This window comes from Streptomyces sp. NPDC052910 (genome assembly GCF_055585605.1).
Genome location: NZ_JBVJJR010000004.1, coordinates 538,454 through 560,490 on the forward strand (window position 1 = coordinate 538,454; position 22,037 = coordinate 560,490).

The 22,037-nt window shown below is 67.5% G+C and carries 14 protein-coding genes; 8 read left to right on the forward strand and 6 right to left on the reverse strand.

Annotation, left to right across the window (positions count from 1 at the left end; genetic code table 11):
- Window positions 1-55: 55 nt before the first annotated feature.
- Complete coding sequence (locus ACZ6X9_RS18775) at window positions 56-502, reverse strand: ATP-binding protein (protein ID WP_469779085.1); 447 nt, start codon at window positions 500-502, stop codon at window positions 56-58.
- 300 nt (window positions 503-802) lie between these two features.
- Between ACZ6X9_RS18775 and ACZ6X9_RS18780 the strand changes: the two genes are divergently transcribed.
- The 6 genes from ACZ6X9_RS18780 (at window position 803) to ACZ6X9_RS18805 (ending at window position 6,357) form a co-directional block, all read left to right on the forward strand.
- Window positions 803-1,666 (forward strand): helix-turn-helix domain-containing protein, encoded by an 864-nt coding sequence (locus tag ACZ6X9_RS18780; RefSeq protein WP_469779086.1) that lies wholly within the window; start codon window positions 803-805, stop codon window positions 1,664-1,666.
- Complete coding sequence (locus ACZ6X9_RS18785) at window positions 1,663-1,911, forward strand: DUF397 domain-containing protein (protein ID WP_469779087.1); 249 nt, start codon at window positions 1,663-1,665, stop codon at window positions 1,909-1,911. The genes ACZ6X9_RS18780 and ACZ6X9_RS18785 overlap by 4 nt, the downstream gene beginning before the upstream one ends.
- 1,393 nt (window positions 1,912-3,304) lie before the next feature.
- A complete protein-coding gene (locus ACZ6X9_RS18790; protein WP_469779088.1) occupies window positions 3,305-4,453 on the forward strand; it encodes a terpene synthase family protein in 1,149 nt (382 codons plus the stop codon).
- 985 nt (window positions 4,454-5,438) lie between these two features.
- Entirely contained in the window at window positions 5,439-5,594 is a 156-nt protein-coding gene (locus ACZ6X9_RS18795; protein WP_469779089.1) for a hypothetical protein, read from the forward strand.
- Between the two features lie 67 nt (window positions 5,595-5,661).
- Window positions 5,662-5,967, forward strand: coding sequence for a hypothetical protein (locus ACZ6X9_RS18800; protein ID WP_469779090.1), 306 nt, complete (start codon window positions 5,662-5,664; stop codon window positions 5,965-5,967).
- A 120-nt stretch (window positions 5,968-6,087) separates the two neighbouring features.
- On the forward strand, window positions 6,088-6,357 hold the full coding sequence (locus tag ACZ6X9_RS18805; protein WP_469779091.1) for a hypothetical protein: 270 nt from the start codon (window positions 6,088-6,090) through the stop codon (window positions 6,355-6,357).
- Window positions 6,358-6,574: 217 nt separating this feature from the next.
- On the opposite strand, the gene ACZ6X9_RS18810 is transcribed toward ACZ6X9_RS18805, so the two are convergent.
- The 4 genes from ACZ6X9_RS18810 to ACZ6X9_RS18825 form a co-directional block, all read right to left on the reverse strand.
- Window positions 6,575-7,819 carry an IS701 family transposase gene (locus ACZ6X9_RS18810; RefSeq protein WP_469779197.1) on the reverse strand — a complete coding sequence of 415 codons (1,245 nt, stop codon included), beginning with the start codon at window positions 7,817-7,819 and terminating at the stop codon, window positions 6,575-6,577.
- Between the two features lie 523 nt (window positions 7,820-8,342).
- Window positions 8,343-9,866 carry an MFS transporter gene (locus ACZ6X9_RS18815; protein WP_469779092.1) on the reverse strand — a complete coding sequence of 508 codons (1,524 nt, stop codon included), beginning with the start codon at window positions 9,864-9,866 and terminating at the stop codon, window positions 8,343-8,345.
- A gap of 59 nt (window positions 9,867-9,925) precedes the next feature.
- The gene (locus tag ACZ6X9_RS18820; protein WP_469779093.1) at window positions 9,926-10,732 is read right to left on the reverse strand and encodes a thioesterase II family protein; all 807 of its coding nucleotides are present in this window, start codon (window positions 10,730-10,732) and stop codon (window positions 9,926-9,928) included.
- Window positions 10,729-18,213, reverse strand: a complete 7,485-nt coding sequence (locus ACZ6X9_RS18825) for an SDR family NAD(P)-dependent oxidoreductase (RefSeq protein ID WP_469779094.1) — start codon at window positions 18,211-18,213, stop codon at window positions 10,729-10,731. The genes ACZ6X9_RS18820 and ACZ6X9_RS18825 overlap by 4 nt, the downstream gene beginning before the upstream one ends.
- Window positions 18,214-19,870: 1,657 nt before the next feature.
- Here ACZ6X9_RS18825 and ACZ6X9_RS18830 point away from each other — a divergent pair.
- On the forward strand, window positions 19,871-20,461 hold the full coding sequence (locus ACZ6X9_RS18830; RefSeq protein WP_469779095.1) for a hypothetical protein: 591 nt from the start codon (window positions 19,871-19,873) through the stop codon (window positions 20,459-20,461).
- Window positions 20,462-20,539: 78 nt separating this feature from the next.
- Here ACZ6X9_RS18830 and ACZ6X9_RS18835 read toward each other — a convergent pair whose 3' ends face one another.
- A complete protein-coding gene (locus ACZ6X9_RS18835) occupies window positions 20,540-20,791 on the reverse strand; it encodes a hypothetical protein (protein ID WP_469779096.1) in 252 nt (83 codons plus the stop codon).
- A gap of 432 nt (window positions 20,792-21,223) precedes the next feature.
- Here ACZ6X9_RS18835 and ACZ6X9_RS18840 point away from each other — a divergent pair, with 432 nt between their 5' ends.
- A complete protein-coding gene (locus ACZ6X9_RS18840) occupies window positions 21,224-21,616 on the forward strand; it encodes a hypothetical protein (protein WP_469779097.1) in 393 nt (130 codons plus the stop codon).
- Window positions 21,617-22,037: the final 421 nt, after the last annotated feature.

Consider the following 22,037-nt stretch of genomic DNA (forward strand, 5'->3'; position numbering starts at 1 on the left):
GCCGGGCCCGCCGGCGACGCCTCGGCGGGAACCTGCCGCCGCCCGCCGAAGTGATCTACAGCGGCAGCAAGACGGTTACGGTCTTGCCGCCTCCGTCCGCGTCGACCGGCACGCAGGTTCTGCCGCCGGCTTCGGCGGCCAGAATCTGAACCAGGTGCAGCCCCCGGCCGCCGCTGCCGTCCAAGCGTGGGGCCTTCGGGCGGCGGGGGATACGCGGGTCGCGGTCGTGGACGGCGACCGTCAGGTGCCGTCTGTCCAGGCCGATGCGGACATCAGCGAAGGCCGAGGCCGCGGCGGCATGCTGCACGGTGTTGGTGACCAGCTCGCTGACGGCGAGCACCGCGGTCTGCACCACCGAGGCCCCCGGCCGCAGCCCCCACAGGTCGAGCTGGGCGGTGACCTCGCGGCGGGCAACGGCCACAGCCTCCGGAGCGGTCGGAACAGAAAAGTGCAGGGATCGGTCGGTCACGGTCACTTTCGGATGGTCCAGGGCCGCGTCCATCGGTTGTTCACGCCTTGGGTCTGGCACCGCATGCATCGCCGGGGCTCCTCCCGTTCGGGGCGGCATCCGCGCATGCCGGTCACCGACGATCAGCGACAGCAGTGCTACGGATCGTGAAGCTCCCTCAGAATGGCCCCGTGCACTTCTCTCACGCAAGTGCGTGAAACAAGTGGGCATATGCCTGCCCGCCCTTTGAGGTAGCGGACCCAATCCCTCGTCAAGAGGTAGGAGTTGGCGCCGTTAGGGCACACTTGCGTACGGCAACCTGCCGTTCGCGGGAGCGTGAAAGGAGGGGGTGTGATGGCCACAGCCAGCGGGCCGACCGTACGCAAGCGCCAGCTCGGAGCCGAGCTGCGGAGGCTGCGCGAGAGCGCCGGCAAAAGGATCGAGGATGTCGCCGAGCACCTGGAGTGCTCGATGTCGAAGATCAGCCGGGTCGAGACCGGGCAGGCCCCGATCAAGGCCCGGGACGTGCGCGACCTCCTCGCCTGGTTCGGTGTCGATGACCCAGCTCAGGTGGAGGCCGTGATGCAGATCCACAAGGATGCTCAACAGCAAGGCTGGTGGGCTCACTATGAGGAGGTTCTGCCGTCCGGCATGGCCACGTACGCCGGGCTGGAGTCCGACGCGGTCGCCCTGCGCTCCTACGAGCCGATATTCGTGCACGGCCTGCTGCAGACCGAGGACTACGCGAGAGCCGTGATCGCGGCCGTCAGGCCGAACGAGCCCAAGGAAGTCGAGCGGCTGGTCCGCTTCCGCATGCAGCGCCAAGACCTCCTGGCCCGCCGGCCCGACCCCCTGGAGCTGTGGGTGGTCGTCGAGGAAGCCGTTCTGTGGCGGCCGGTCGGTGGCGCGGAGGTGATGACGGCACAGATCAAGCACCTCATCCAGGCTGCCGCACTGCCCAACGTGACGATCCAGGTCATGCCGACCGCCAAGGGCGCCCACGCGGCCATGGCCGGGACATTCTCACTGCTGGAGTTCGGCACCAAGGCGCCGACCGTGGTCTACGTCGATTCGATCGCCGGAAACGTGTACCTGGAGAAGGAACGCGATGTCCGCAGGTTCATCCAGACCTTCGACCTCGTACGGGCTGCGGGGCCTGACCCGCAGGAGACCCCCGCCATCTTGGAGAACATCGCACGGAAGATGGAGAAGACATGAGCACCAACGACAGGCGACCGGCTCGCGAGGCTGACCTGAGCGGCGCCTGCTGGCACAAGAGCAGCTACAGCTCGGGCAGCGGAGCATGCGTCGAAGTCGCCACGGCCGCCGGCAGCATCGTCGTCCGGGACTCCAAGCACCCCGGCGGACCCGTCCTGCGATTCCGTCCCGATGAGTGGGCTTCCTTCCTCGGCTGCACCGTCGAGCAAGTGAACACCCCCAACGGATCAGCACATTCCCGCTGACAGCAGTAAGGAAAGACCGGTCCGAACGGAACGTAGTCGCTCGGGCCGGTCATCAACCATTAGCCCTGCCCCGTAGCGGCAACGGACAACCTGCCGAAGGGACTGCGCACCTTACCGCTCCACTGGGTCGCTTCTCGTCCGGCCGCCCCACGGCACCGATCGTCACATCCACATTACGAAGAGCCTCATGACCTGCAAAGCCGGTGGCCACGCCCCTGACCAGCGGTCCGTCGATGGCCTTCGGAGCCGGTGACACCACCTCCGGGCCAGGCGTTCGACAGGGCGAGAAAGTCATGCCAGTTCCGGAAGTCGGGTGCCCCATCGCGGGGCCACCAAGGAGGTAATGGGGGACCGACGGCGAGGACGTGGCGGAGGGGGATGGTGCTCCGGACGCCGACGCGTCGGCGGATGGCCGGGATGGTCCAGGCGAAGGCTACGGCTCCGCCGGTGACACCGAGCAGCGCCCCGACGAGAAAGAGCCCCCGTAATTACTGACGGCGCAGGACAGTACAGACAGGGTGATCGCGTGCAGGCCGACGTAGTGGCAGTCATCGGGAAGGGCAGGAATAAGACCTCGGCCGTGCTCAGGGCCGTCGCGATGGCGAGGGCGGCGATTCCGTCGAGCCCCAGTCGCATGATCACCCTTAGCGAGGCTGGCGGTGAACACCCGGCGGCGCCCCAGGCGGTCGGTCACCGCGCCCGTCGCGAGAACACCGAGCGCCACTGCTTCTTCCAGGTATCGACGTGTCGGCTGCCTACATTGAAGACGTCTTGGTCATCAAGCATGACGAGACGGGTGAGACGGTCTCCTGTATCTCCGCGTCCTTGTTCGCACTTAGGTGGAGGAGAGTTGGGCGCCGAGACCGGTCACAGATGTACAACCTCGTCCTGGCCGCATGGCCACCCGCCGCCGACACCCCGCGCCAAGCTGCCCGCTCACCGGGTCACGGAACTCATCCCAGGGGCAGAGCCCAACCTCTGACGGCATCCGGCCTTCGGAGGAGGACGGAGCGCTGTGCTCAGGGCGCATCCCCCACCAGTTTTCTCCCCGTCATGGAGAGCCAGTGCTCCGGCGCGGGCAGCCGCATGTGAGCCCGGTGGTGTGCGCCGACCGGGCACGGCCTCTGAGGCGACGCACCACCGTCCGCCCGTGCGCTGTCGTGCTTCTGTCCGCCGGGCAGTGCGCCTGTTTGTCCGCATACGGGTAAGCGAAGGCTGGGCATATGGGCTGTGAGGATTTCCGTGCGCGTACGAACGAATGGGGAGCCGACGTAGGTCGGAAAGCGGTCCGTGTGGAGTCCCCTCAGTCATCTGCGCCGCGCGGACGTCTGCTCCCGCGCGGCCCTGCCGACAGCCACGGGTTGACCCGATCACCGGGCATAGCGGAGGTCCCATGAAGAGCCCATGCGAACATCCGGCGACGGTGCCAACGTCCGCGGCGACCGAGACGGACCCGAAGGCACTGCCGTCGCTGACCGCTGAAGACCCGGCGAATGTCCCGGGGGTCACCGTCCATGTCCCGAAGCTGTTGCACCGTACCCGGCCGATGCTGCACCCCACCTATCGCGAGGTGTCGGCGGTCACTGGGGCCTGGGCCCGTCAGCACCTGGTCGCGCTGCCCCTGGACAGGAAGTGGGTTGAAACCTTCCACTCCTGGCAGCAAGACCGCTGGGTTAGCTGGATTTTCCCGGCCGGGCGTACCGGTCGAGTCTGTGAGGCAGCTCGACTCACAGTCACCATGTGCCTGTGGGACAACGTATGCACCGACATGCAGCGCAGTCTGCGCCCCGATGCCGCCACCGACCTACGCGCCATGTTCAACAGTTTCCTGCAAGGCGAGAGCCGACTCGACGCCGATCCCGCAGTCGATCCCGCCGCCGCCATGCTTACCGAAAGCTGTGAAGGCATGTACGCCTTGATGACGGACGGCCAGCGAAGCCGGGTCCGCGATGGCGTTCAGGCACTCCAGAAAAGTGAGAACCTGGCGGAAGCACTGGTGCGTTCCGGCCGTCTACCCAGTCTGGAGGAACGCTTGGAGGTTCGCTACGGTGTCGTGGGAGTCTCGCCTTACACGAACATGCTCGACTACGTGCTCGAGCTGCCCCTTCCCGATCACGTCTTGGACTCGCCGGAACTTGTTGAGGCCCGCCGCCTGTGCGTCTTGCACTGTGCGCTAATCAATGACCTCTTCTCCTTCAAGCGCGAATGCCGCGAGGACGCATGGCGGTTCAACGCACTAGCCCTATTTCACTTCCGGGACGGGCTGAGCCTGCAAGAGGCGACAGACGAACTATGCCGTAAGTTGGCTGATTTCGAGCGACAACTGCTGACTCTCTCGAAAGAGATCCGTCATGGACCGTGGGGGGCTCTACCCGGATTGAATGCCTACCTGGACGGCCTCGCCGACTTCACAGCCGGTAACGCCGCTTTCCACTTCTTCTCCCCTCGTTACGGCGGATGCGGTCATGGGTGGGACGGTGCGACCTTCCAAGGGCAGGCCACTTTCCGCGGCGATAGGCTTGCCTTCCTTGGCGAGGCATAAGCCGGTCAACTCGTGCAGGAGCACGGCTACGGGCCGTTCACGCCTTTTGTCTGGCGTGTGTCGAGCGCCTGGTAGCGGCGGCAGACCACCATCACGCTGAATTTCGTCATGGTGGGGTTCAGGCGAGCATGTTCGCCAAGGTCCCGCTCACCCGCAAAGGGTTACTCGCGCCCGACAGGGTGCACGCGGCCTGCGCTATTGCCGCATGGTGCGGGCGATAACGCCGGTCAAGGGCTGTCACGCACGCCCGCGTCGGTCGGGTCGGAGCCCTCCGGAGGAGCCAGGGCGTGCAGCTACTCCTCCCACTCCCAACTCAGGTTCCGGAAAACCGACCGAGCTTCTGCCTGCTCCCAGCCGCTCTTGGCCACGAGCGCGCGGTGCGGTGCCGACGCGAAGACGACGTCAGGGATCGGACGCATCTACGTCGCCACCGCGGAACCGGACGCCTACTCCCGCAGCGCGGTTTCGAACCGAGAGGCGAGGCGTGGCCCTGTACGGCATCGAGGTGGAGCGGGCGAGGCAGCGCCGCGTTTGCCGGTTCGGCGGCCGCCGTGTTCTGGTTGACCACCGTGGCCGTTGCCGTGGCCGTGGCCGTGGCCGTGGGCATGGTGTGGTTCCGCTCCCGGGCGTCAACGCGCAGATGCTGATGTTGACCCTTCTCGTGCCGTGCCTCATGAGTGGGTGTGGCAGTTGGCTGAGTGCTGGGCGTTCATACGACGACATGCCGATGTCACCGGTCGGTGTGTGAGGTAGCGGGCCGCCCGGCGACCGGACCGGCTCGGCGGGCTTGTGGCCCGTGCGTGGCCTCTGCCCAGTGAAATGAGGAACCCCTATGGGGCAACGGAGCATGCCGGCGACCTGGACTCGCTGTAGGGGAGCCTTTCGCCCGGCCACCCTTCTGACGGCCGCACTGACCTGCACCGTGATCACGGCGGGGGCGGGATCTGCGTCCGCCGATACCAACACAGGCACGGAGAAGTCCACGATGCTCTGCAACGTGGTGCTCCTCTCGCCCGGCGCGCAGGTCGGTGGTTGCCGCAGCGTCCAGGTCGCTCATCAGGACATGGTGAAGAAGGACACCGCCAACACCGCCGTCATCGACTACGCCAAGGTCGAGCACGTCACCGGCCTGCTGCCCTGACCACCCCTGGCGCCGCACCCCAGCCGCGCGGCGCCCCCTGTCTTCCACCTCCGTCGAGGAGTAACGCATGCAAGCACGCAGGTTTCCCCTGGTTGCCGCGCCGATGGCCGTGGCGGCCTTGCTGGCCGCCTCCGGCACGGCCGGCGCCGACACCAACAGGAGCGACCAGACCTCCAGCATCAGCGGCCCGATGACCGCCCTGCTGTCCCCGGCTCACTCCCGCCCGGACAACGGGCAGGCCAACCACCAGATCACCGACAAGGCCGACACCACCAACTGGTCGGTCATCGACTACTGGGGCGGCAAGCCCGAGGGCGCGGGCCAGGGCGCCCCGCACAAGGGCGGCAAGGGCGCCAAGGGCGGATCCCACTAGCTAGGTCACGTCCGGGTGACGAACCCCGGCCGGGACAGGACGTCACAGGCGGCGTCCGCTCGCGCCCTCAGAAGCTCACCACCAGCAAGCACACAGCACGCAACGAAGGCAGGCACACCCATGAACAAGACGTTCACGCGTTCGACCACGCTCGCCCTGATGGGCGCCGCCCTCATGCTGAGCGCGGCCGGCACCGCGATCGCCGACACCAACAAGAACGAGCAGACCTCCAACATCAACGGCCCCACCGCCGCCCTCCTCTCGCCCGGCAGCGGCCCCGGCGACAACCGGCAGATCAACCAGCAGGCGATGATCAAGCGCCACACCACCAACTGGTCGGTCATCGACTACCTCCAGGCCCCCGACGTCACCGCCGCCGCCGGCCTCTGACAGGCCACCCCGCCACGCACCACCCGCTCCCCTCCCGGCCCGGGGGCCACCCCCCGGGCTGGCATAGGTGATGTTTTCAGCATCGCGCCGGGTGGGTCGGTGCCCATAGGCAGCAGCTTCTAGTACTCCAGTTAGAAATCGTTGCCTGAGCTGGTTCTTCTTCGGTAGTGGCAGTGCCGGGCTGTAGCTTGGTGACGTCTGCGCCAGCGGGACCAGTTCAGAGCGTGTGTGGTGGGGCCGTTTCGGGGTTCGGGGCGGGGAAGCAGTACGTCCAGGAGTCGCCGAACCTGTGCCACGGTGAGAGCGATGGTGCTGGTGGTGTCGTTTCTGCGACCCCCTTTTCGGTGGTCCGGGCCGCGAGGGCGGCCAGGAAGGCGTGGGCGAGCATGGCCAGGGTGATGTGCCGGTACCAGCCCGGATAGCGGCGGACCTCGTACTGGTCCAGGCCGCACTCGTTCTTCGCCGCCTGGAAACATTCCTCGATCGCCCAGCGTGAGCCGGCGACCCGCACCAGATTCCCGACCGAGGTGCCGATGGGCGCGTAAGCCATGTAGTAGGCGATCTCGTCGGGCCTGGCCAGGCTGCGGCGGGCCAGCATCCACCGATCGTGCGTCGGGGCGTCGCCGTCGAAGACGTCGATGACCGGCAGCCGGGCTGCGGCCCAGTCGTAGAGTCGCGGGCCCTTCGCCCCGTCGCCGCAGGACAGCCGTTCCCAGGCTTCCTCCGGCGCCTGGGCGATGGCGTGGTCAATCCGTCCGTAGGGGGCGTGAAGCTGCTGGGACTTCGGCACGGCCAGGACGTAGCCGACACCGGCTTCCTCCAGGGTGCGGCGCATACGCCATTCCTGGCCGTAGGCACAGTCGCCGGTCACCCAGGCGATGGGCAGGGGCGAGGCAAGGGCCCGCAGGATCATCGCCCGGGCCAGCTCACCCTTGGTCGAGAACCCCCGGTTCTCGGGAATGCCCGCCGCCCGGCAGCGGTCCGTGTCACCGGTCCATGACTTCGGCAGGTAGAGCTCCCGGTCCACCAGCGCCCGACCTTTGGGCGAGGCGTAGGCGGCGAACACTCCGATCTGGCAATTCTCGGTGCGGCCGGCCGTGCCGGAGTACTGCCGCTGGACACCGGCCGAAGCGGTTCCCTTCTTGAGGAAACCGGTGTCATCAACGATCAACACACCCTCTGGGGAGCCAAGTTGCTCGGCAGCGTAGTGCTGGACGTCGTCCCGGAGCGCGTCGGCGTCCCAGATCGCGCCGTTGAGCAGGTGCTGAAAGCCAGCAGGCCCGCGGTGGCCTGCGTATTCGGCGAGCTGCCAGCCGTTCTTGCGACCTACCGGCGCCAGCAGGCCCCGCACGTAGTCCCTCATCCGCCACCGCAGATCCACCCGCGAGAATCGGCTCGCCACCCGCGCGAACATCGACTCCAGCTCAGCCGCCCACAGGCCGGCCTCATCCACCCCCACCATGCCCTGGACAACGAAACCGGCCAGCTCAGGCAACGATTTCTAACTGGAGTACTAGCGGCGGACAGGGCCCACCGGCGTTCATGAACCGGACAAGAGCGCGCCCGGCCTTCCAGCCAGGCTGGATGACGCCGAAGTCCTGGCACCCTTGGGCACGGCAACCGTGTGCAGGTCGCGGGGAACGAGTCGACAGCATCCTCAGCCGTTGGGCGTGTGTAGAAGTCCCCGGTGACGGTCTAGCGATACGGGTGGTCGCGGCGACGATTATGTCGCGACTGGGAAGTCTTTCCCGAACTAGCATTCGGTGTTCGTCGCCCTGTGCAGCACCCTTGCTGGCGCGACCCCGCCGCGGTCGGCGGCATTGGCGCCAGGCCCAGCCGACGCTGTCCGGTGTAGGTACGGTCGGCGAAGACGTGGACGACCTGGGTGTGAGCCACCGCAAGCGTCGGAGCAGTACGCGGGCAGCGCTTAGGAGGTACAGCTCTCTGCTCGGCAGGCGATCTAGCACCCGATCGCTGTGATGCCGCTACCTCGCCGACGGTGTTGTCCCGCTGCCCCCAGCCGGTGCGGAGCAGGTGGGCTGCCCTCGGGGGTGCGCTCGGTTCCGTAGGCCGTAGGCGGTGGCGGCCGCGGTGAGGAGGATGACGAGGGCAGCCGTTGTGGCGGTGTGGTTCATACCGGCGACGAAGGCTTCGCGCGTAAGTTGCCGTGCGTGTGCGCGTTGAGGAGGTGTCAGGTGGGCGATGGCACTGTCGGCGGAGAGGAACCCATGGGCCGTGGTGTCACCGAGTTCCGTGGGGAGGTGCGTTCGGGCGAGGCCGGTGCGGAGATGGTCAATGAAGACGCTGGTCAGCAAGGAACCCTGGACGGCGACGCCGAGGGCGGAGCCCACTTGGCGGGTGGCGTCGTTGATCGCTGATCCCAGTGCGGCCCGGTCTGCCGGAACGGCGTCCATGACGGTGGCGGTGGCGGTTGCGGCGGTGAGGCCGGTGCCGCAGCCTGCGATGACCTGGTAGACGGCCAGGTGACCGTAGCCGGAGGAGGGACTGGTGTCGGCCAGGACGGCGAAGGCTGCGGCGACCAGGGCGAGGCCGGTCAGGATGGTGATCTTCTCACCGTAACGGGCGCACACGGGCAGGGAGCAGGCTGCTCCACCTGCCAGGGCGGCGGGTAGCGGAAGCATGCGTAGTCCGGCTTGCCATGAGCTGTAGCCGAGGATGCCCTGGAGGTAGAGAGTGTTGATGAAAATGGCGCCGAAGAGGGCGAAGGACAGCAGGGCCAGCGTGGTGGCACCGGTGACCAGGCGGGGCCGGCGCAGGAGTGCAGGGGGCAGCATCGGGGCGCGGGCGCGGAGCTGTCGGATGATGAAACCAGCCAGCAGGGCGGCGGCAGTGGTGTAGGCCGCGAGCACGAGCGGGCTCGTCCAGCCTCGGCCGGGGCTTTCGATGATGGCCCATACCAGGGTGAGCAGGGCTCCGGCAGACAACAGGGCGCCGAGGATGTCGACGGGACGGCCGGGGGCGGATGGTGCGGGGGAGGGAACCAGCCACAGGGCCGTGAGGATGGCGATGGCGGCGACGGGCACGTTGAGGAGGAATACAGCCTGCCAGGAGTAGTCCTCGACGAGCCAGCCACCGATGAGCGGTCCGGTGAGGCCCCCGAGGCTTCCGGTGGCGGCCCACAGGGCGATGGCCTGGCGACGCTGTGCCGGTTCGGGGAACAGTCCGGTGACCAGTGCCAGGGTGGCGGGCATCAGCAGGGCAGCGCCGGCGCCCATGCCAGCGCGTGCGGCGATGAGGACGGCCGGGATGCCGGTGGCGGCCCCGGCCAAGGAGGCGACAGCGCACGTGGCGAGGCCGGCAATGAAGGCACGGCGGTGGCCGAGACGGTCGGTGACACCTCCGACGGCGAGTACGGTGCCGCCGAGGAGCAGGGCGTAGGCGTCGAGGATCCACTGGAGTTGAGCCGTGGTGGCGTTGAGGTCGCGTTGGAGAGCGGGCACGGCCACGGTGAGGACGGTGAAGTCCAGGCCGAGGAGGAACAGCCCCAAGCAGACGACGGTAGCTGCTGCCCAACGGTGAGCATCGGACAGGCGATCCGTGGGAGGTGTCACGGGGATGTCTGGTGCAGGACTGCGCGCAGGTCGGTGGCCAGGTGGCCAATGAACGCACGCGGGTCTTCTGTGAGATGCATATGGCCTCCGGGTAGGAAGCGGGGAGTGGCCGGGGTACAGACGAGGTCATTCCACGCGAGGAGGAGGTTTGGGGGAACAAGGGTGTCATTACGGCCACCGTAGAGGGCCAGGGGTATGGGCAGGGGTGGTTCGGGGTGATGACGGTGGTGGAGTGAGAGCAGACAGTCGGCCAGCACGGGCGCCAGGAGCCGGTCCAGAGCGTCCGGGTTTTCGGTGAGGACTTCCGTTGGGATGCCGAACTGGGCAAGAAATTGTTCCAGCGTCGTCTTGCGGCGCAGGAGCAGCGGGTGGACGGTGGCCGCAGAGGAACCGAGGTGTGGGGCTGACACCGACGACAAGGCGATCAGGACCGGCGGCCGGCGGCCGGTGCGCTGCAGACGGCGTGCCGTTTCCCAGGCCAGCAGACCACCCACGCTGTGCCCGAACAGGGCTAACGGCCGACGGTCGCCACTCTGGTGGAGCAGATCGGACACGACAGCACCGATACGGCCTGGGTCGGTCCAGGACGGGTGACCGGACGTTGGCCCGCGCCCTGGGAGCTGCACCGCACACAGCTCGATCTCCGGTGGCAGGTGTGCGCTCCAGGGCAGGTAGAAGCTCGCGCTGTGGCCGCCCGGCGCGAAGCAGTACAGACGAAGATCGGCATCCGGCCGGGGATCGAGAACGAACACCCGTGGGGCGATTGCCAGGCTGTCGGCCGGGGACGACGGAGTGCCGGTCATGGAGCGGTGTCCGGGCTGTTCTGGTGCCTTCCCATGCGATTGAGGATGATGGTGGTCAGTGAGGTGAGGGTCGTCGCCCCGGAGAGTTCCACGGAGGAGATTTCGCAGCCGACGCGCTGGTGTAGCCGGAGGGCGAGTTCTGCGGCCATCAGGGAGTCGAGCCCCATCCGGTCCAGCCGACGGCCGGGGTCGATGCGGTCGGGTTCGGTCTGCAGGACCTGGGCCAGCAGATGGGTGAGCGCTTCGCGCACCAATGTGTCGGCTTCTTCGCGGGTGGCCTGGGACAGTGCCTGCCGTAGTTCGGCGGGCACTGGCGTGCCGGCGGTATCCGGCAGGAGCCCCGCCGTACGGGGCGCGGTCATGACGGGCACGAATTTGTAGCGGAGGCCGAGGTCAAAGATACCCGCCGCGACGACGTCCGCGTGGGGAAGGGTCAGTAGCTCGTCCAGCATGGTCAGTGCTTCCCGGGAGCTGATCGCCGTGTGTCCACGCGCGGTCATGCTCTTGATGAGACCGTTGCGGTGGGCGTACCCGGTGTCACCGATAACACCCCACTGTACGGCGAGGCCGGGCAGTCCAGCACTGCGTCGTTGCCGCACCATGGCTTCCATCGCGAGGTTGGCAGCCGCGTAGGGGGCCTGACGCACGCTTCCGAACAAGGCCGCCGCCGAGCTGTAGACGACGAAGAAGTCCAGGTCGCGGCCGCGAGTGAAGGCATCGAGCACGTGTCCGGCCGTCACCTTGGGGGTGAGGACGGCGTGTAGGACATCGTCGTCGCATTCCGGGAGCGGGGCATTGTGCAGGACCATGGCCGAGTGGATGACACCGGCCAGTCGCCGGCCACTCGCGTCGAGGGACTGGAAGACGGTGCGCATGGAGGCTTCGTCGGCGGCGTCCACGGCGTGCACGCTGACCTGGGTGCCGTGTTGTCCGAGGTTCTCGAGAAGAGCTGGTGCCCCTGGCGTGTCGTGACCGCGGCGGCCGAGCAGGGTGAGGTGGCGAGCGCCGCGGGCGGCCAGGTGCCGGGCGGTGGCCGCGCCCAGCCCGCTCAACCCACCGCTGATCAGATAGGTGGCGTGCGGGTCCGGCGCGGATGGGGTGCACGGTGGGGGCAGGGGGGGCGGCGTGTCGAAGGTGATTACGATCTTGCCGGTGTGGCGGGAGTGCTGGAGCTGGGTGAACGCCTCGGTGATGCGGTCGGCGGGGTAGATGCGGTGGGGCAGTGGGCGATACCGGCCGGAACGCACCGCGTCCCGGACCGCACCGAGGTGATCGGCGTGGATCCGTTCGGGATCCTTGGTGAGGTCGACGGCGAAGAAGGACACGCTCTTGGTGAGGGCCGCCGTGGGCAGGGCGTTGTCGGCCAGGAAGTCCCGCTTGCCCAGCTCCACGAACCGTCCGTGGAAGGCGAGTACGTCCATGCTGCGCACCAGGGCCTCGCCGGCAAGCGAGTTGAGGACGACGTCGACGCCTCGTCCGGCGGTCAGGTCCATCACCTGCTCGGCGAAGTCAAGGCTTCGTGAGTCGAGGACATGCTCGACGCCGAGCAGGTGCAGCAGGTCCCGTTTGAGCGGCGTGCCCGCGGTAGCGATGACGCGGGCGCCCACGGTGTGGGCGTACTGCAGCGCGGCCAGCCCCACTCCGCCGGCGGCTCCGTGAATCAAGATGGTCTCGCCCGGACCGAGACGGGCCAAGTGCTCGAGGCTGTAGTGGACGGTCAGGGACGCTACCGGCAGTGTGGCGGCTTCGGTGATGCTCATGTCGTCAGGCAACGGCGTCAGGCCGGCCGCCTGGGCGAGTACCTGGGAAGCCAGTGCCCCGCCAGGAACAAGGGCAGTCACTCGGTCGCCTACGGCCACATTCCGCACCTCGGGGCCGACAGCAAGGACGGTGCCGGCGCACTCCAGCCCCAAAGGCGGCCGGTGCGGATCCGGGATGGGGGTCAGTCCGCTGGCGGTGGCGATGTCGTAAAAGTTCAGCCCGGCAGCGCCCACGTCGATGACTACCTCGCCCGGCCCCGGAGCCAAGGTGCCGGTGTGCTGCCAGGACAGCCGATACTGAAGTCCTGGATCGTCCAGCCGCAGCGTGTAGGGGCGGCCAGCGTGATGGGTGCTGGGAGCCGACGTAAGGTGACGGGTCCTGGTGACGAACCGGCCACCGGGCGTGAGCAGGACTTCGTCGTCCTGCGGCCGCTGCAGCAGTTCCTCGGCGAGATGCCCGGCCAGAGCGTGGGCCGCCGACGCGCCGTCGACCGGGGGGAGGGTGATTTTGCGGATGGTCAGTGCGGGCTGCTCATTTGCCAGGGTTCGCAGCGCACCCCACACAGCCGCTTCGGGGCCGGCTGCGGGGGACGGCTGTGGCTGCGTGTCGTGGGCGTTGGCGAGCAGCCATACCGTGTGCTGACCTGTGCGCGCGGAGGCGTGGTGCGCTGCGGCCAAGGCCCGGACCACCGCCACCTGAGCGATGGCTTGTCCGGTGATCTCAACCGAGCTGGGCGGGCGCGTGGCCGGTGGGTGTGGCAGCAGCACGATGTCGGTGGGGCTGGTTTCGTCTTCCAGAACGCGGCGCCACCAGTGCGTGTCGTCGCTGGACGGTGCCGTGGTTACGGCTGTGGCTCCATAGTGGTCGCACAGCACGGTGCGCGTTTCCTCGAATACTGCTGTGAGGGGTCCCGTGCCACTGCTGCCGATGACCAGCCACCGCCGGGACGGGGTGTCTTCCTGCTTCTCAGGGGGATAGGGGGGACGGTCGATGCCGCAGGGACGGGGTGTTCGGGCTGTGAGGATGACCGAGGAATCGTCCGGGTGGTCCGGCTGGGCCACCATGACAGTGTCGTGGAACCCGCAACGCCCCAGCAGTCGGGACCACTGTTCCCGGGGCAGCAGCGGTCCGTCGGGGCGTAGTTCCCGGTCGGCTTGGTCCCAGAAACTCGGCAGCAAGCCGAAGACGAGTGCCAAGTCCTGCTGGTTGTGGGCTTCCAGAGCCAGCAGGTGGCCCTGGTCGGTGAGCAGGGTGGCAAGTCGGTTGAGCGTGGCCGTGACGTCGCGGGTGGCGTGCAGCACGTTGGCGGCGACGACGATGTCGAATGAGGCGGGCGTGAAACCCTGCGCAAGCGGGTCGGTGTCCAGGTCCAGGCGCTGGAAGCTGAGGAAGTCGAAGGCGGAGAAGCGGTCCTGTGCCTGGGGGAAGAAGACGGGGGAGACGTCGGTGTAGGTGTAGTGAGTCTGCGGGGGGAGATGCGGCAGCAACGAGGCGGTGAGTCCGCCGGTTCCCGCACCGACCTCTAGGATGCGCAGGGGCCGGTCCCGCGGCCAGTCATTGATCGCCTGGCGCAGCAGTTGCTGCGCGACCGCGTTGACGTACTGCGAGTCCAGGGAGGTGTCGTACGCCCGGGATGCCAGGGCGTCGGTGTCGCTGAACAGAAGTTCCAGCGGATCCTTGTCGCCGCGCAGTACGTCGGCGAGGTGATGCCCGCAGACACCGTACAGGTGGGCGAGAACGGCCGAGCCGGGGAAGTCGCGCAGGAGCGCCTGGAACATCTGCCGGGGGCGCGGGACAGCGGCATGGCGCCAGCGACCAGGGGCAGTCCGTTCCACAACCCCCGCCTGGGTTGCACCCTCCAGCAGGGTAGTCAACAGCCAGCGATAGTCCGTGCTCGCCCCGGCGGCGTACAGGTCCTCCAGACTGAAGGACGTCAACCCGGGGCACAGGGTACGCGCCGCGGCGGCAGTGGAGTGGGCGATGACTTCTCGTCCCCGCAGACGCGGCGACTCCGGCCGTTCGGTCAGGCGATGGCCCTGCGGCAGGCTGCACAAGATGTCGGTGCAGGCCGCAAGCACCGAGCTCGGGCCAGGCAGGACCGACGGCAACGTACGGGTGCCGGGCAACGGTGCTGCTCGTACGACGTCGCTCAGGAAAGAGGGGCGCGACCGGTGGCCGGTCTCGTACCGGCGAGCCCGGCAGCCGAGCAATTCGAGCACCACCTCGCCCGCCTCGTCCGTCACGGTCACGTCCCATAGGGCCTCCTGCTCGGTCAGCGACCGAGCGCGGGCGTGCATCCATCCGTCGGTGGGCAGCCGGTGCCAGGAGCGGACGGTTTCGATGCCCGATGGGAGCATCAGCGTCGGCTCGCCCATCGACCGTGCCAACGAGATGAGGAGCTGCAGGGCGCCGTCGAGCACCGCCGGGTGAGCGAGGCAACCGTCCTGCGCGGCGCGGGCGGTGTAGGAGGCCAGTACCTCGCCGCGTCCCAGGTACTGGTGGCGCACCGTACGGAAAGCCGGTCCGTACGGGAGCCCGAGAGCCGCGCAGGCCTCGTAATGTTCCGTAGCACTGCGCTGTTCGGGCATCCGAGCGCGCAGACTGTCCAGACCGAGGCCGGCGGGCCGGCCGCGCTCCAGGCGGCGGATGCGGCCCCGGGCGTGCTCGATCCACGGCTCTGGCTCACCACCGGCCCGGCTGGAGACAGTGATCCGACCGGCCTCGCCGACGGCCGTCTGCACCAGCAGGTCCATGGCAGGGTCGTCGAACGGCACGGTCAAGGCCCGGTGCACGGACAGCCGGGTCACCTCCACGGGTGCGCCGAACAGCTCATGTCCGGCTGCCAGAGCCATCTCGACGAAAGCGGCAGCGGGCCACACCACGGCCGGCCCGACCTTGTGATCGGCCAGCCACTCCAGCCGGTGCTTCTCGACTTCCTGCTGCCACAGCGGGTCTGCCGTCGCCAGACGGGCCCCCAGCAGCGGATGCCGATCACGACCGGCTTCGAGCCACCAGTCGGGCCCCCCGTGGAAGTGCCGCTCGCGCTGCCATGCATACGAGGGCAGGTCCACTACCCGTCCGGGCTCGGAGAAGTGGACGCTCCAGTCCGTGCACGCGCCGGCCGCCAGCAGATGTGCCTCAGCCGCGTCCAAGGCGCCGGTCCCCGCCATCGCGCGGCTCATGGTGGACACCACCGCGACTCCCTCACCAGCCGTCGCGCGGCGCAGGTAGGCGGACAGCACCGGATGTGGACCGATCTCGACCAGTACGTCACAGCCCAATTCGTCGGGTGAAGCCAGCACGCCGACTGCGTCGGCGAACCGCACCGGTCGACGAACGTTGCCCCACCAGTGCTCCGCATCAAGCGCCTTGGGCGAGACGATCATCCCGGTTACCGTGGAGACCAGTGGCACCCTGCCCTCCGCCGGCATGAGTCCGGCCAGGGCCTCCTTCAGCGGCTGCTCGCACTCGTCCATGGCCGGGCCGTGGAAGGCATAGTCCACGCCGAGGTCGCGGAAGAACACCCCCCTACCCACCAGGTCTTCGCCCACCTGACGCAGCGACTCCGTATCACCCGCCAGCGTCACATCCCGCGCCCCGTTGACGGCGGCGATCACTACTTGGCCGACCAACCCCCTCTGCTCCAACAACTTCCCCGCCTCGTCAGGGCTCAGTCCGATCGCTGCCATCCGGCCCGCCCCAGCGGTCGGCGCCTGCACATGCCCGCGAGCGGCGATTACCCTGCATGCCGCCGCCCGGTCCAGGGCCCCCGCGGCGTAGGCGGCTGCCACCTCTCCCACACTGTGGCCGCACACCGCCGCCGGGCGGATGCCACGCGCCTCCAGCGCCGCTACCAGTCCGGCCTGCACCGTGAACAGCAGCGGATGCGCCACCCGTGTCGACTCCCGCTCCGGCCCACTGACCGGGTTCACGAGCTCCTCCACCACCGAGAAGCCCGTCAGCGGTGCCAGTTCCGCGTCCAAGGCCGTCACCTCGGCCCTGAAGGCCGCATCCTCAGCGAAGAGCTCGCGGCCCATGCCCTTCCAGGAGGCACCACTGCCGCAGAACACGAAACCTACCCGGCCCCGGGCCACGGCCCGGGCCTGCGCGCCACCGGACACCGCCTCGCCCCGGGCGAAGGCCCGCAACAGTTCCGCCGCCTGCCCCCCACCGTCGGCGAGCAGCGCGAACCGCTCTTCATACCGTGCCCGGCGCCGACAGGCCGTGTAGGCCACGTCGTACCAGGCGTCAGGGCCGGCACCATCGCTCAGACCGGCGGCTTCCAGGTGAGCGGCCCACTGCTCCGCCGCTTCCGCCAGTGCCGTGCGGTGACGGGCACTGATGATCAATGGCAGACGCCGCGTCCCGAGACCAGAAGCCCCTGTGATGGGTGCTCCCGTGGCCGCGTGGCTTCGGCCCGGGACGGCCGCAAGGGCCACGTGGGCATTGGCACCTCCGAACCCGAAGCTGTTCACCCCCACCACACCGCGCTCCACCTCGCGCAACGGGCGCGCGCTCAGGACCGGTTCCAGCCCCAGCCCGGCGAAGTCGATCGCCTCGTTCACCGGCTCGCCGTGCAGCGTCCTGGGGATCCGGCCCTCACGCAGCACCAGCAACGCCTTGAACAGACCGGGCATGCCGGACGCCGCTTCCAGGTGTCCCAGGTTCGACTTCACGGACCCCACCGGCAGCGGCTGACCGCCCTTACGGCGCCGGCCCAGCGCCTCGCCCAGGGCCTGGCACTCCGCAGGATCTCCCGCCTGGGTACCCGTTCCATGAGCTTCGACGTACAGCACGTCGTCGGGGTCGATGTCGGCGTTGTCGTAGACCTGTCGTAGCAGGGCGGCCTGAGCGCGCGGGTTGGGCAGCGCGATGCCCTGGGTACGGCCGTCGGTGTTCACAGCACTCGCGAGGATCACTCCGTGCACTCGGTCCCCGGCAGCCAGCGCCTCTTGCAGCGGCTTCAGCAGTACCACCCCAGCTCCCTCGGCACGGACAAAGCCGTCCGCTGCCGCGGCGAACGGGCGGCACCGGCCAGTGGGCGAAAGCATCGCCGCCGTCGAGAACCCCGCGAACCCGCCAGGGTTAAGCAGCACGTTCACTCCGCCGGCCACCGCCAGGGAGCTCCGCCCGGAGCGCAGAACCTCGCACGCCTGGTGCACAGCGTTCAAGGCCGAGGAACATGCGGTGTCCACCGCGAACGACGGCCCATGCAAATCGAAGGCATAGGAAACCCGGTTGGCGGCGTTACAGCCGGCCGCACCGCTCATCGTGTAGGCGTTGACCGAGCGGCGCCGCTGCTGCTGAAGGTCGGCAAAGTCGTGCGAGGACACCCCGATCACCACGGCCGTGTCCCCGCCGGCCAGGCGACCCGGGTCGATCCCCGCGTCGTCGAAGGCCTCCACCACGCATTCCAAAACCAATCGCTGCTGTGGATCCACGCGCGCGGCCTCCCGCGGCGCCATGCCGAAGAACTCGGCATCGAAGCCGGTCACGTCTTCGAGGAATCCTCCGGCCGCCGTGTATGACCGTCCCGGCCGAGGTTCCCCGGCCGTGCAGAAGCGGCGGGCATCGAACCGGTCTGCCGGAACCTCACCCACCACGTCCCGACCGTCGACCAGAACTGCCCACAGGTCTGCCAATGAGTTGATGCCTCCGGGCATCCGCAGCCCCGCCCCTACTACCGCGATCACATCGCGCGTGCCGTCCTCCGCCGCCACGGCCCGGGTCCTGTCCCCAGCCACTCCGCTCGCGCCTGACAACGAACCCATGCCCACCCCGCCATCCGATGAAGGATCCCACCCCTGCACATAAGGTCATGTCCACCTCACCTCGCGCCAAAATGCCCCACCGGCACAATCACTCGATATCGGGACATGGCGAATAAATTTTCTAGTCGCCCACTGCCTCCATGCCGAGCAGACACGAAGGCGGAACACGCCCTTGGGACACTCGACAGATGCACTTGTTGGGAATGGTGCGGGAGCGCGGAGGGTTCGCACGCCGGACGTGGTGGAATCGGACAGGAACATGCCGAACTCTGCCTTGGTTGCCACGCCGTCTGGCCACGATGGCTCGCCCGGCCCGACAGTCCCACGAGCACCGGCTTTGTGCACCTGCAAGGATCCGCGACAGTGCCCTGGTGACCAGAGCACGAATAAGCTCGACCTAGGGACGAACGTCCGGTGATCGGGCCCTCTTACTGCTCGACGCCGGCCGCGGTGGGAGCCCAGTTTCTCGGGAAGTGCAACTCCCTTCGCGCCAGTGCTCGTTCCAGTGAAGACGCTTACGCAGTGACCCCGTAGCGCTGTAAGCCCGTCCTCTGTCCAGGTATCGGCGCACTCCGGCCAAAGCGGTGCCCCCACCAGCGAGTCAGCCTTGTGGATGATCAAAGCACCCTCGGGGTCGCGGGCTGCTCGACCACGGATCCCTGCGGGTAAGCACGAACCTTTTCCGCCCCGCAGGGCTCGGTCCAGCAGGTGCTTCAGGCCCGCCGGTGCGTTGTGGCCAGCACACGCGGGCGGCTACCAGCCGTTCTTCCGGCGGAGAGGACCGAGCAGCCTGTGCGCGTAGTCCAGCCTGCGCTGCTGCAGAGGCGGAAGGAGGGCCGCAGAAACGGTCCCGGCACCCCCGTAGTCCTCATCAAGGAAGAGACCAGCCAAAATAGCGAACTCCGGCTGGAGTGCTAGAGCCGGCCCTGACAGCCAGAACATACGAGGGTCCCGTGCATGACAAAGTGGTCCTGCGGGAGGGGCCCGTGCTCACAAGCGGCTGGATGGCACGGGCCCAGCCCTACACCAGGAGAATTACCAGCCGGACCAGTGGTCGGTCAAACAAGCTGATGGGCCCCGGTCGGAGCGCGCCGTTGCCGGTGAACATGCACTGTTTGCCTGCGCTAATGACGTCGCAAACAAACGAACGGCCGTCCTAGCGTTGAGGATTACCGCTCTTCTGGGCGACGCCACGCTCGTGATCGGCGTGATCGCCCACCCGACTGCCCATCACCTGCAAGCGAACGAACCATAGTCGTCACCCCGAGGCCGGTTGACGAACCCTATGGGTGGGCCGCTACATGCCCTTGACGCTGGTCTGGTAAATGGGGTGCCGAGGACAGTGCGGGCGGCGGACGCACGCTCTGCGCTGTCGGCTGGGGTCCCGTTCTTCCCGCCAAGTCGCGGGTTCGGTGGACACCGCTTGTAGTGGGCCGGACACGCATGCCAGGGAAGGCTCGACGGCACACCTCTCACCACACCCGGACATATGATCCGGCGATCCCCTTTTCGGATGCCATTGTCGAGATGAGTGTTTCCTGGAGAAATATGAGCGCAAGATATCAGCGTTGCACACTACGTCCTTCGCTCGATGAAAGGTGGGCAATTGCTTTCCCAATCCATCGGCCGGCTCCGGCTGGTTGCTGTCGCCGTGGCCGTTTGCGGTGTGGCTGCCATCGGTTCACTGGCCCACGCTGCGGAAGACACCGAGACAAAAAAGCGTAACGACCTCGGAGGTGTCTCCTTCAGCGACATCACTCCTCTCGATTCCGACGAGAAGCAGGATTTCGCCCTCCGTGTACTCGAGGGCTACTGCAAGACAGAAAAGCCGATCGACAACGACGCATGGGACAAGGTGGCCGCCCGGTCCGTTTACGAGGACCGCTCGGAAAACGGGGTTTACTACGAGGTGCAGAAGTACCTCAGCAACAAAGCGGCCCAGGGGCAATACGGCGACGAAGTGAAAGGCAAGTACGAGAAGAACCCCAAGGAGGGTGTGCGGCTGGCCAAGTGCACCAATCCGGATGCACGGAGCGACAATCGAAAAGCTGAACAGAAGTACCAGGAGGAGTACGCGAAGCGCGTCAAGGACGTCTACACCCAAGGGAACGGAGAAGAGCACATTCTCAAGTTCGAGACGAAGAAGCTCCAGGACCTGGCCGCCGTGCTGAAGAAGGCCGGCATCGAGGTGAGCTGAGTGCGGCTGCGGCCCCCGTGAAAGTCCACGGGGGCCGCAGCCGTTTGTCGCTGCAAAAAGTCTTGCAGTCCCGGTTTTCTACTCGTCCGGGGACTTGGGTGCGATCGTCTTGGCGACCGACTCGTAAAGGCAATTCACCACTCCGCTCGGGACAAGCCCCTTGACGGTATTGGTCGCTCCCTTGACGGGGTTGTCGCTGGGCGCGGGCGTCGTACCCGCGCACAGCGGCTTGTCGTCTGCCGCTGCGGTGCCGACAGAGCCGGTTGCCATGCCCACGGTCAGAACACCGCACGTCGCGAGCATAGCCAGGGAACGCCTGAAGTTCACCATCTCATCAGCTTCTTTCCGATTTGCAGCCGGTCGCTATCCCGGCAGCATGCGGTTAGGAAAGTCCCATACGGAACTCCGAAAAACTTACTTAACCCATTCGCGGCCCGCAAGGGGGGAGTGCCCCCTCGTTCGTGTGACTTCACGCCATGGCGGTAATACGAGGAACACACGAACGGGTGGTTTGTATCTCGAACTGTGACCGTCATACCGTCGAACTGTCAAAGTGGCGGTTCCGGCACCACTGGCTGTCGTCACGGGAGAACAATGTCTTTCCTGAGAAACGCCGCTGGACCAGCGGCACTCCTGGCAGCCTGCCTCACTCTGGCAGGTACCTATGGCGCTCACGCCGATGACGGCGACGGGCTCATCTACCCTCTGCGGCACGGGGAGTACCTCGTCGCGAGCGGCGTCTCGGTATACCCCATCGCCGACTTGACCGACGCACGCACCCTTCGGGTCTCGGGGCGTTACGCCTGTGGCGACGCGGGGGACAACGCGACGATCTCCGTCTCGGTTCGCCAGGAACACCGCAACGACCCCAGCTACCCCTACACCCGGTCCGCCACCAAAAAGGTCACCGTCAAGTGCCCCGCCGTAGGCAGCACTTGGAAAGCCGACGTCCAGCTCAGCGACAAGAACGCCCAGTGGTACCGCGTTCCGTCCATGCGCACCCTCGTGCGCGTCAGGTTCCAGCAGGACAACACACCCCCCCTGCTCCCGCCCCTGCCCCGGCACGAGCACGAACTGCGCATCGTCAAGCCGGTGAAGCCGATCGTGCAGCCTCAAAGCGGCGGCAACGAAACCAGCGACACGAACATCACCTGACCGTCCACGGCGACTTGCCGACTCGACTGCGCGAAAAGGAGCTCCACATGCGCCACTTCGCTCGACGCCTGCATCTGGCAGGTATCGCTGTTGTAGCGGCTGCTTTTCTCTCTCCCACCGCCGCAAGCGCTGCACCAGCACCTCTTCAGGGCCACCACGCCACCTACGCGGCGCCCGTACCGGGACCGTGCCGGGACAACCTGTACCCGGGCGGTTGGGACCTCTACGGCTCATACGGCTACGGCAACGGCTACCCGTGGGCCGTTACATACGGCTCGTGCCACACTCGTCTCATGGACTGCGGCTGCCGACCGCCCGTGCGCACCCTCTGATCTGCCGGTGCCTGGTCTGACAGGACATCCAGTCAGACCAGGCCCATTCGCTTCGTCCCTCGCCTTGCCCGAGCGTGCAGTGGAATCCT

Bases quoted from the DNA above. Each gene is read 5' to 3' on its own strand.
- ACZ6X9_RS18775 (WP_469779085.1), bottom strand. From the start codon at position 502: ATGGACGCGGCCCTGGACCATCCGAAAGTGACCGTGACCGACCGATCC.
- ACZ6X9_RS18780 (WP_469779086.1), top strand. From the start codon at position 803: ATGGCCACAGCCAGCGGGCCGACCGTACGCAAGCGCCAGCTCGGAGCC.
- ACZ6X9_RS18785 (WP_469779087.1), top strand. From the start codon at position 1,663: ATGAGCACCAACGACAGGCGACCGGCTCGCGAGGCTGACCTGAGCGGC.
- ACZ6X9_RS18790 (WP_469779088.1), top strand. From the start codon at position 3,305: ATGAAGAGCCCATGCGAACATCCGGCGACGGTGCCAACGTCCGCGGCG.
- ACZ6X9_RS18795 (WP_469779089.1), top strand. From the start codon at position 5,439: ATGCTCTGCAACGTGGTGCTCCTCTCGCCCGGCGCGCAGGTCGGTGGT.
- ACZ6X9_RS18800 (WP_469779090.1), top strand. From the start codon at position 5,662: ATGCAAGCACGCAGGTTTCCCCTGGTTGCCGCGCCGATGGCCGTGGCG.
- ACZ6X9_RS18805 (WP_469779091.1), top strand. From the start codon at position 6,088: ATGAACAAGACGTTCACGCGTTCGACCACGCTCGCCCTGATGGGCGCC.
- ACZ6X9_RS18810 (WP_469779197.1), bottom strand. From the start codon at position 7,819: ATGGTGGGGGTGGATGAGGCCGGCCTGTGGGCGGCTGAGCTGGAGTCG.
- ACZ6X9_RS18820 (WP_469779093.1), bottom strand. From the start codon at position 10,732: ATGACCGGCACTCCGTCGTCCCCGGCCGACAGCCTGGCAATCGCCCCA.
- ACZ6X9_RS18835 (WP_469779096.1), bottom strand. From the start codon at position 20,791: ATGGTGAACTTCAGGCGTTCCCTGGCTATGCTCGCGACGTGCGGTGTT.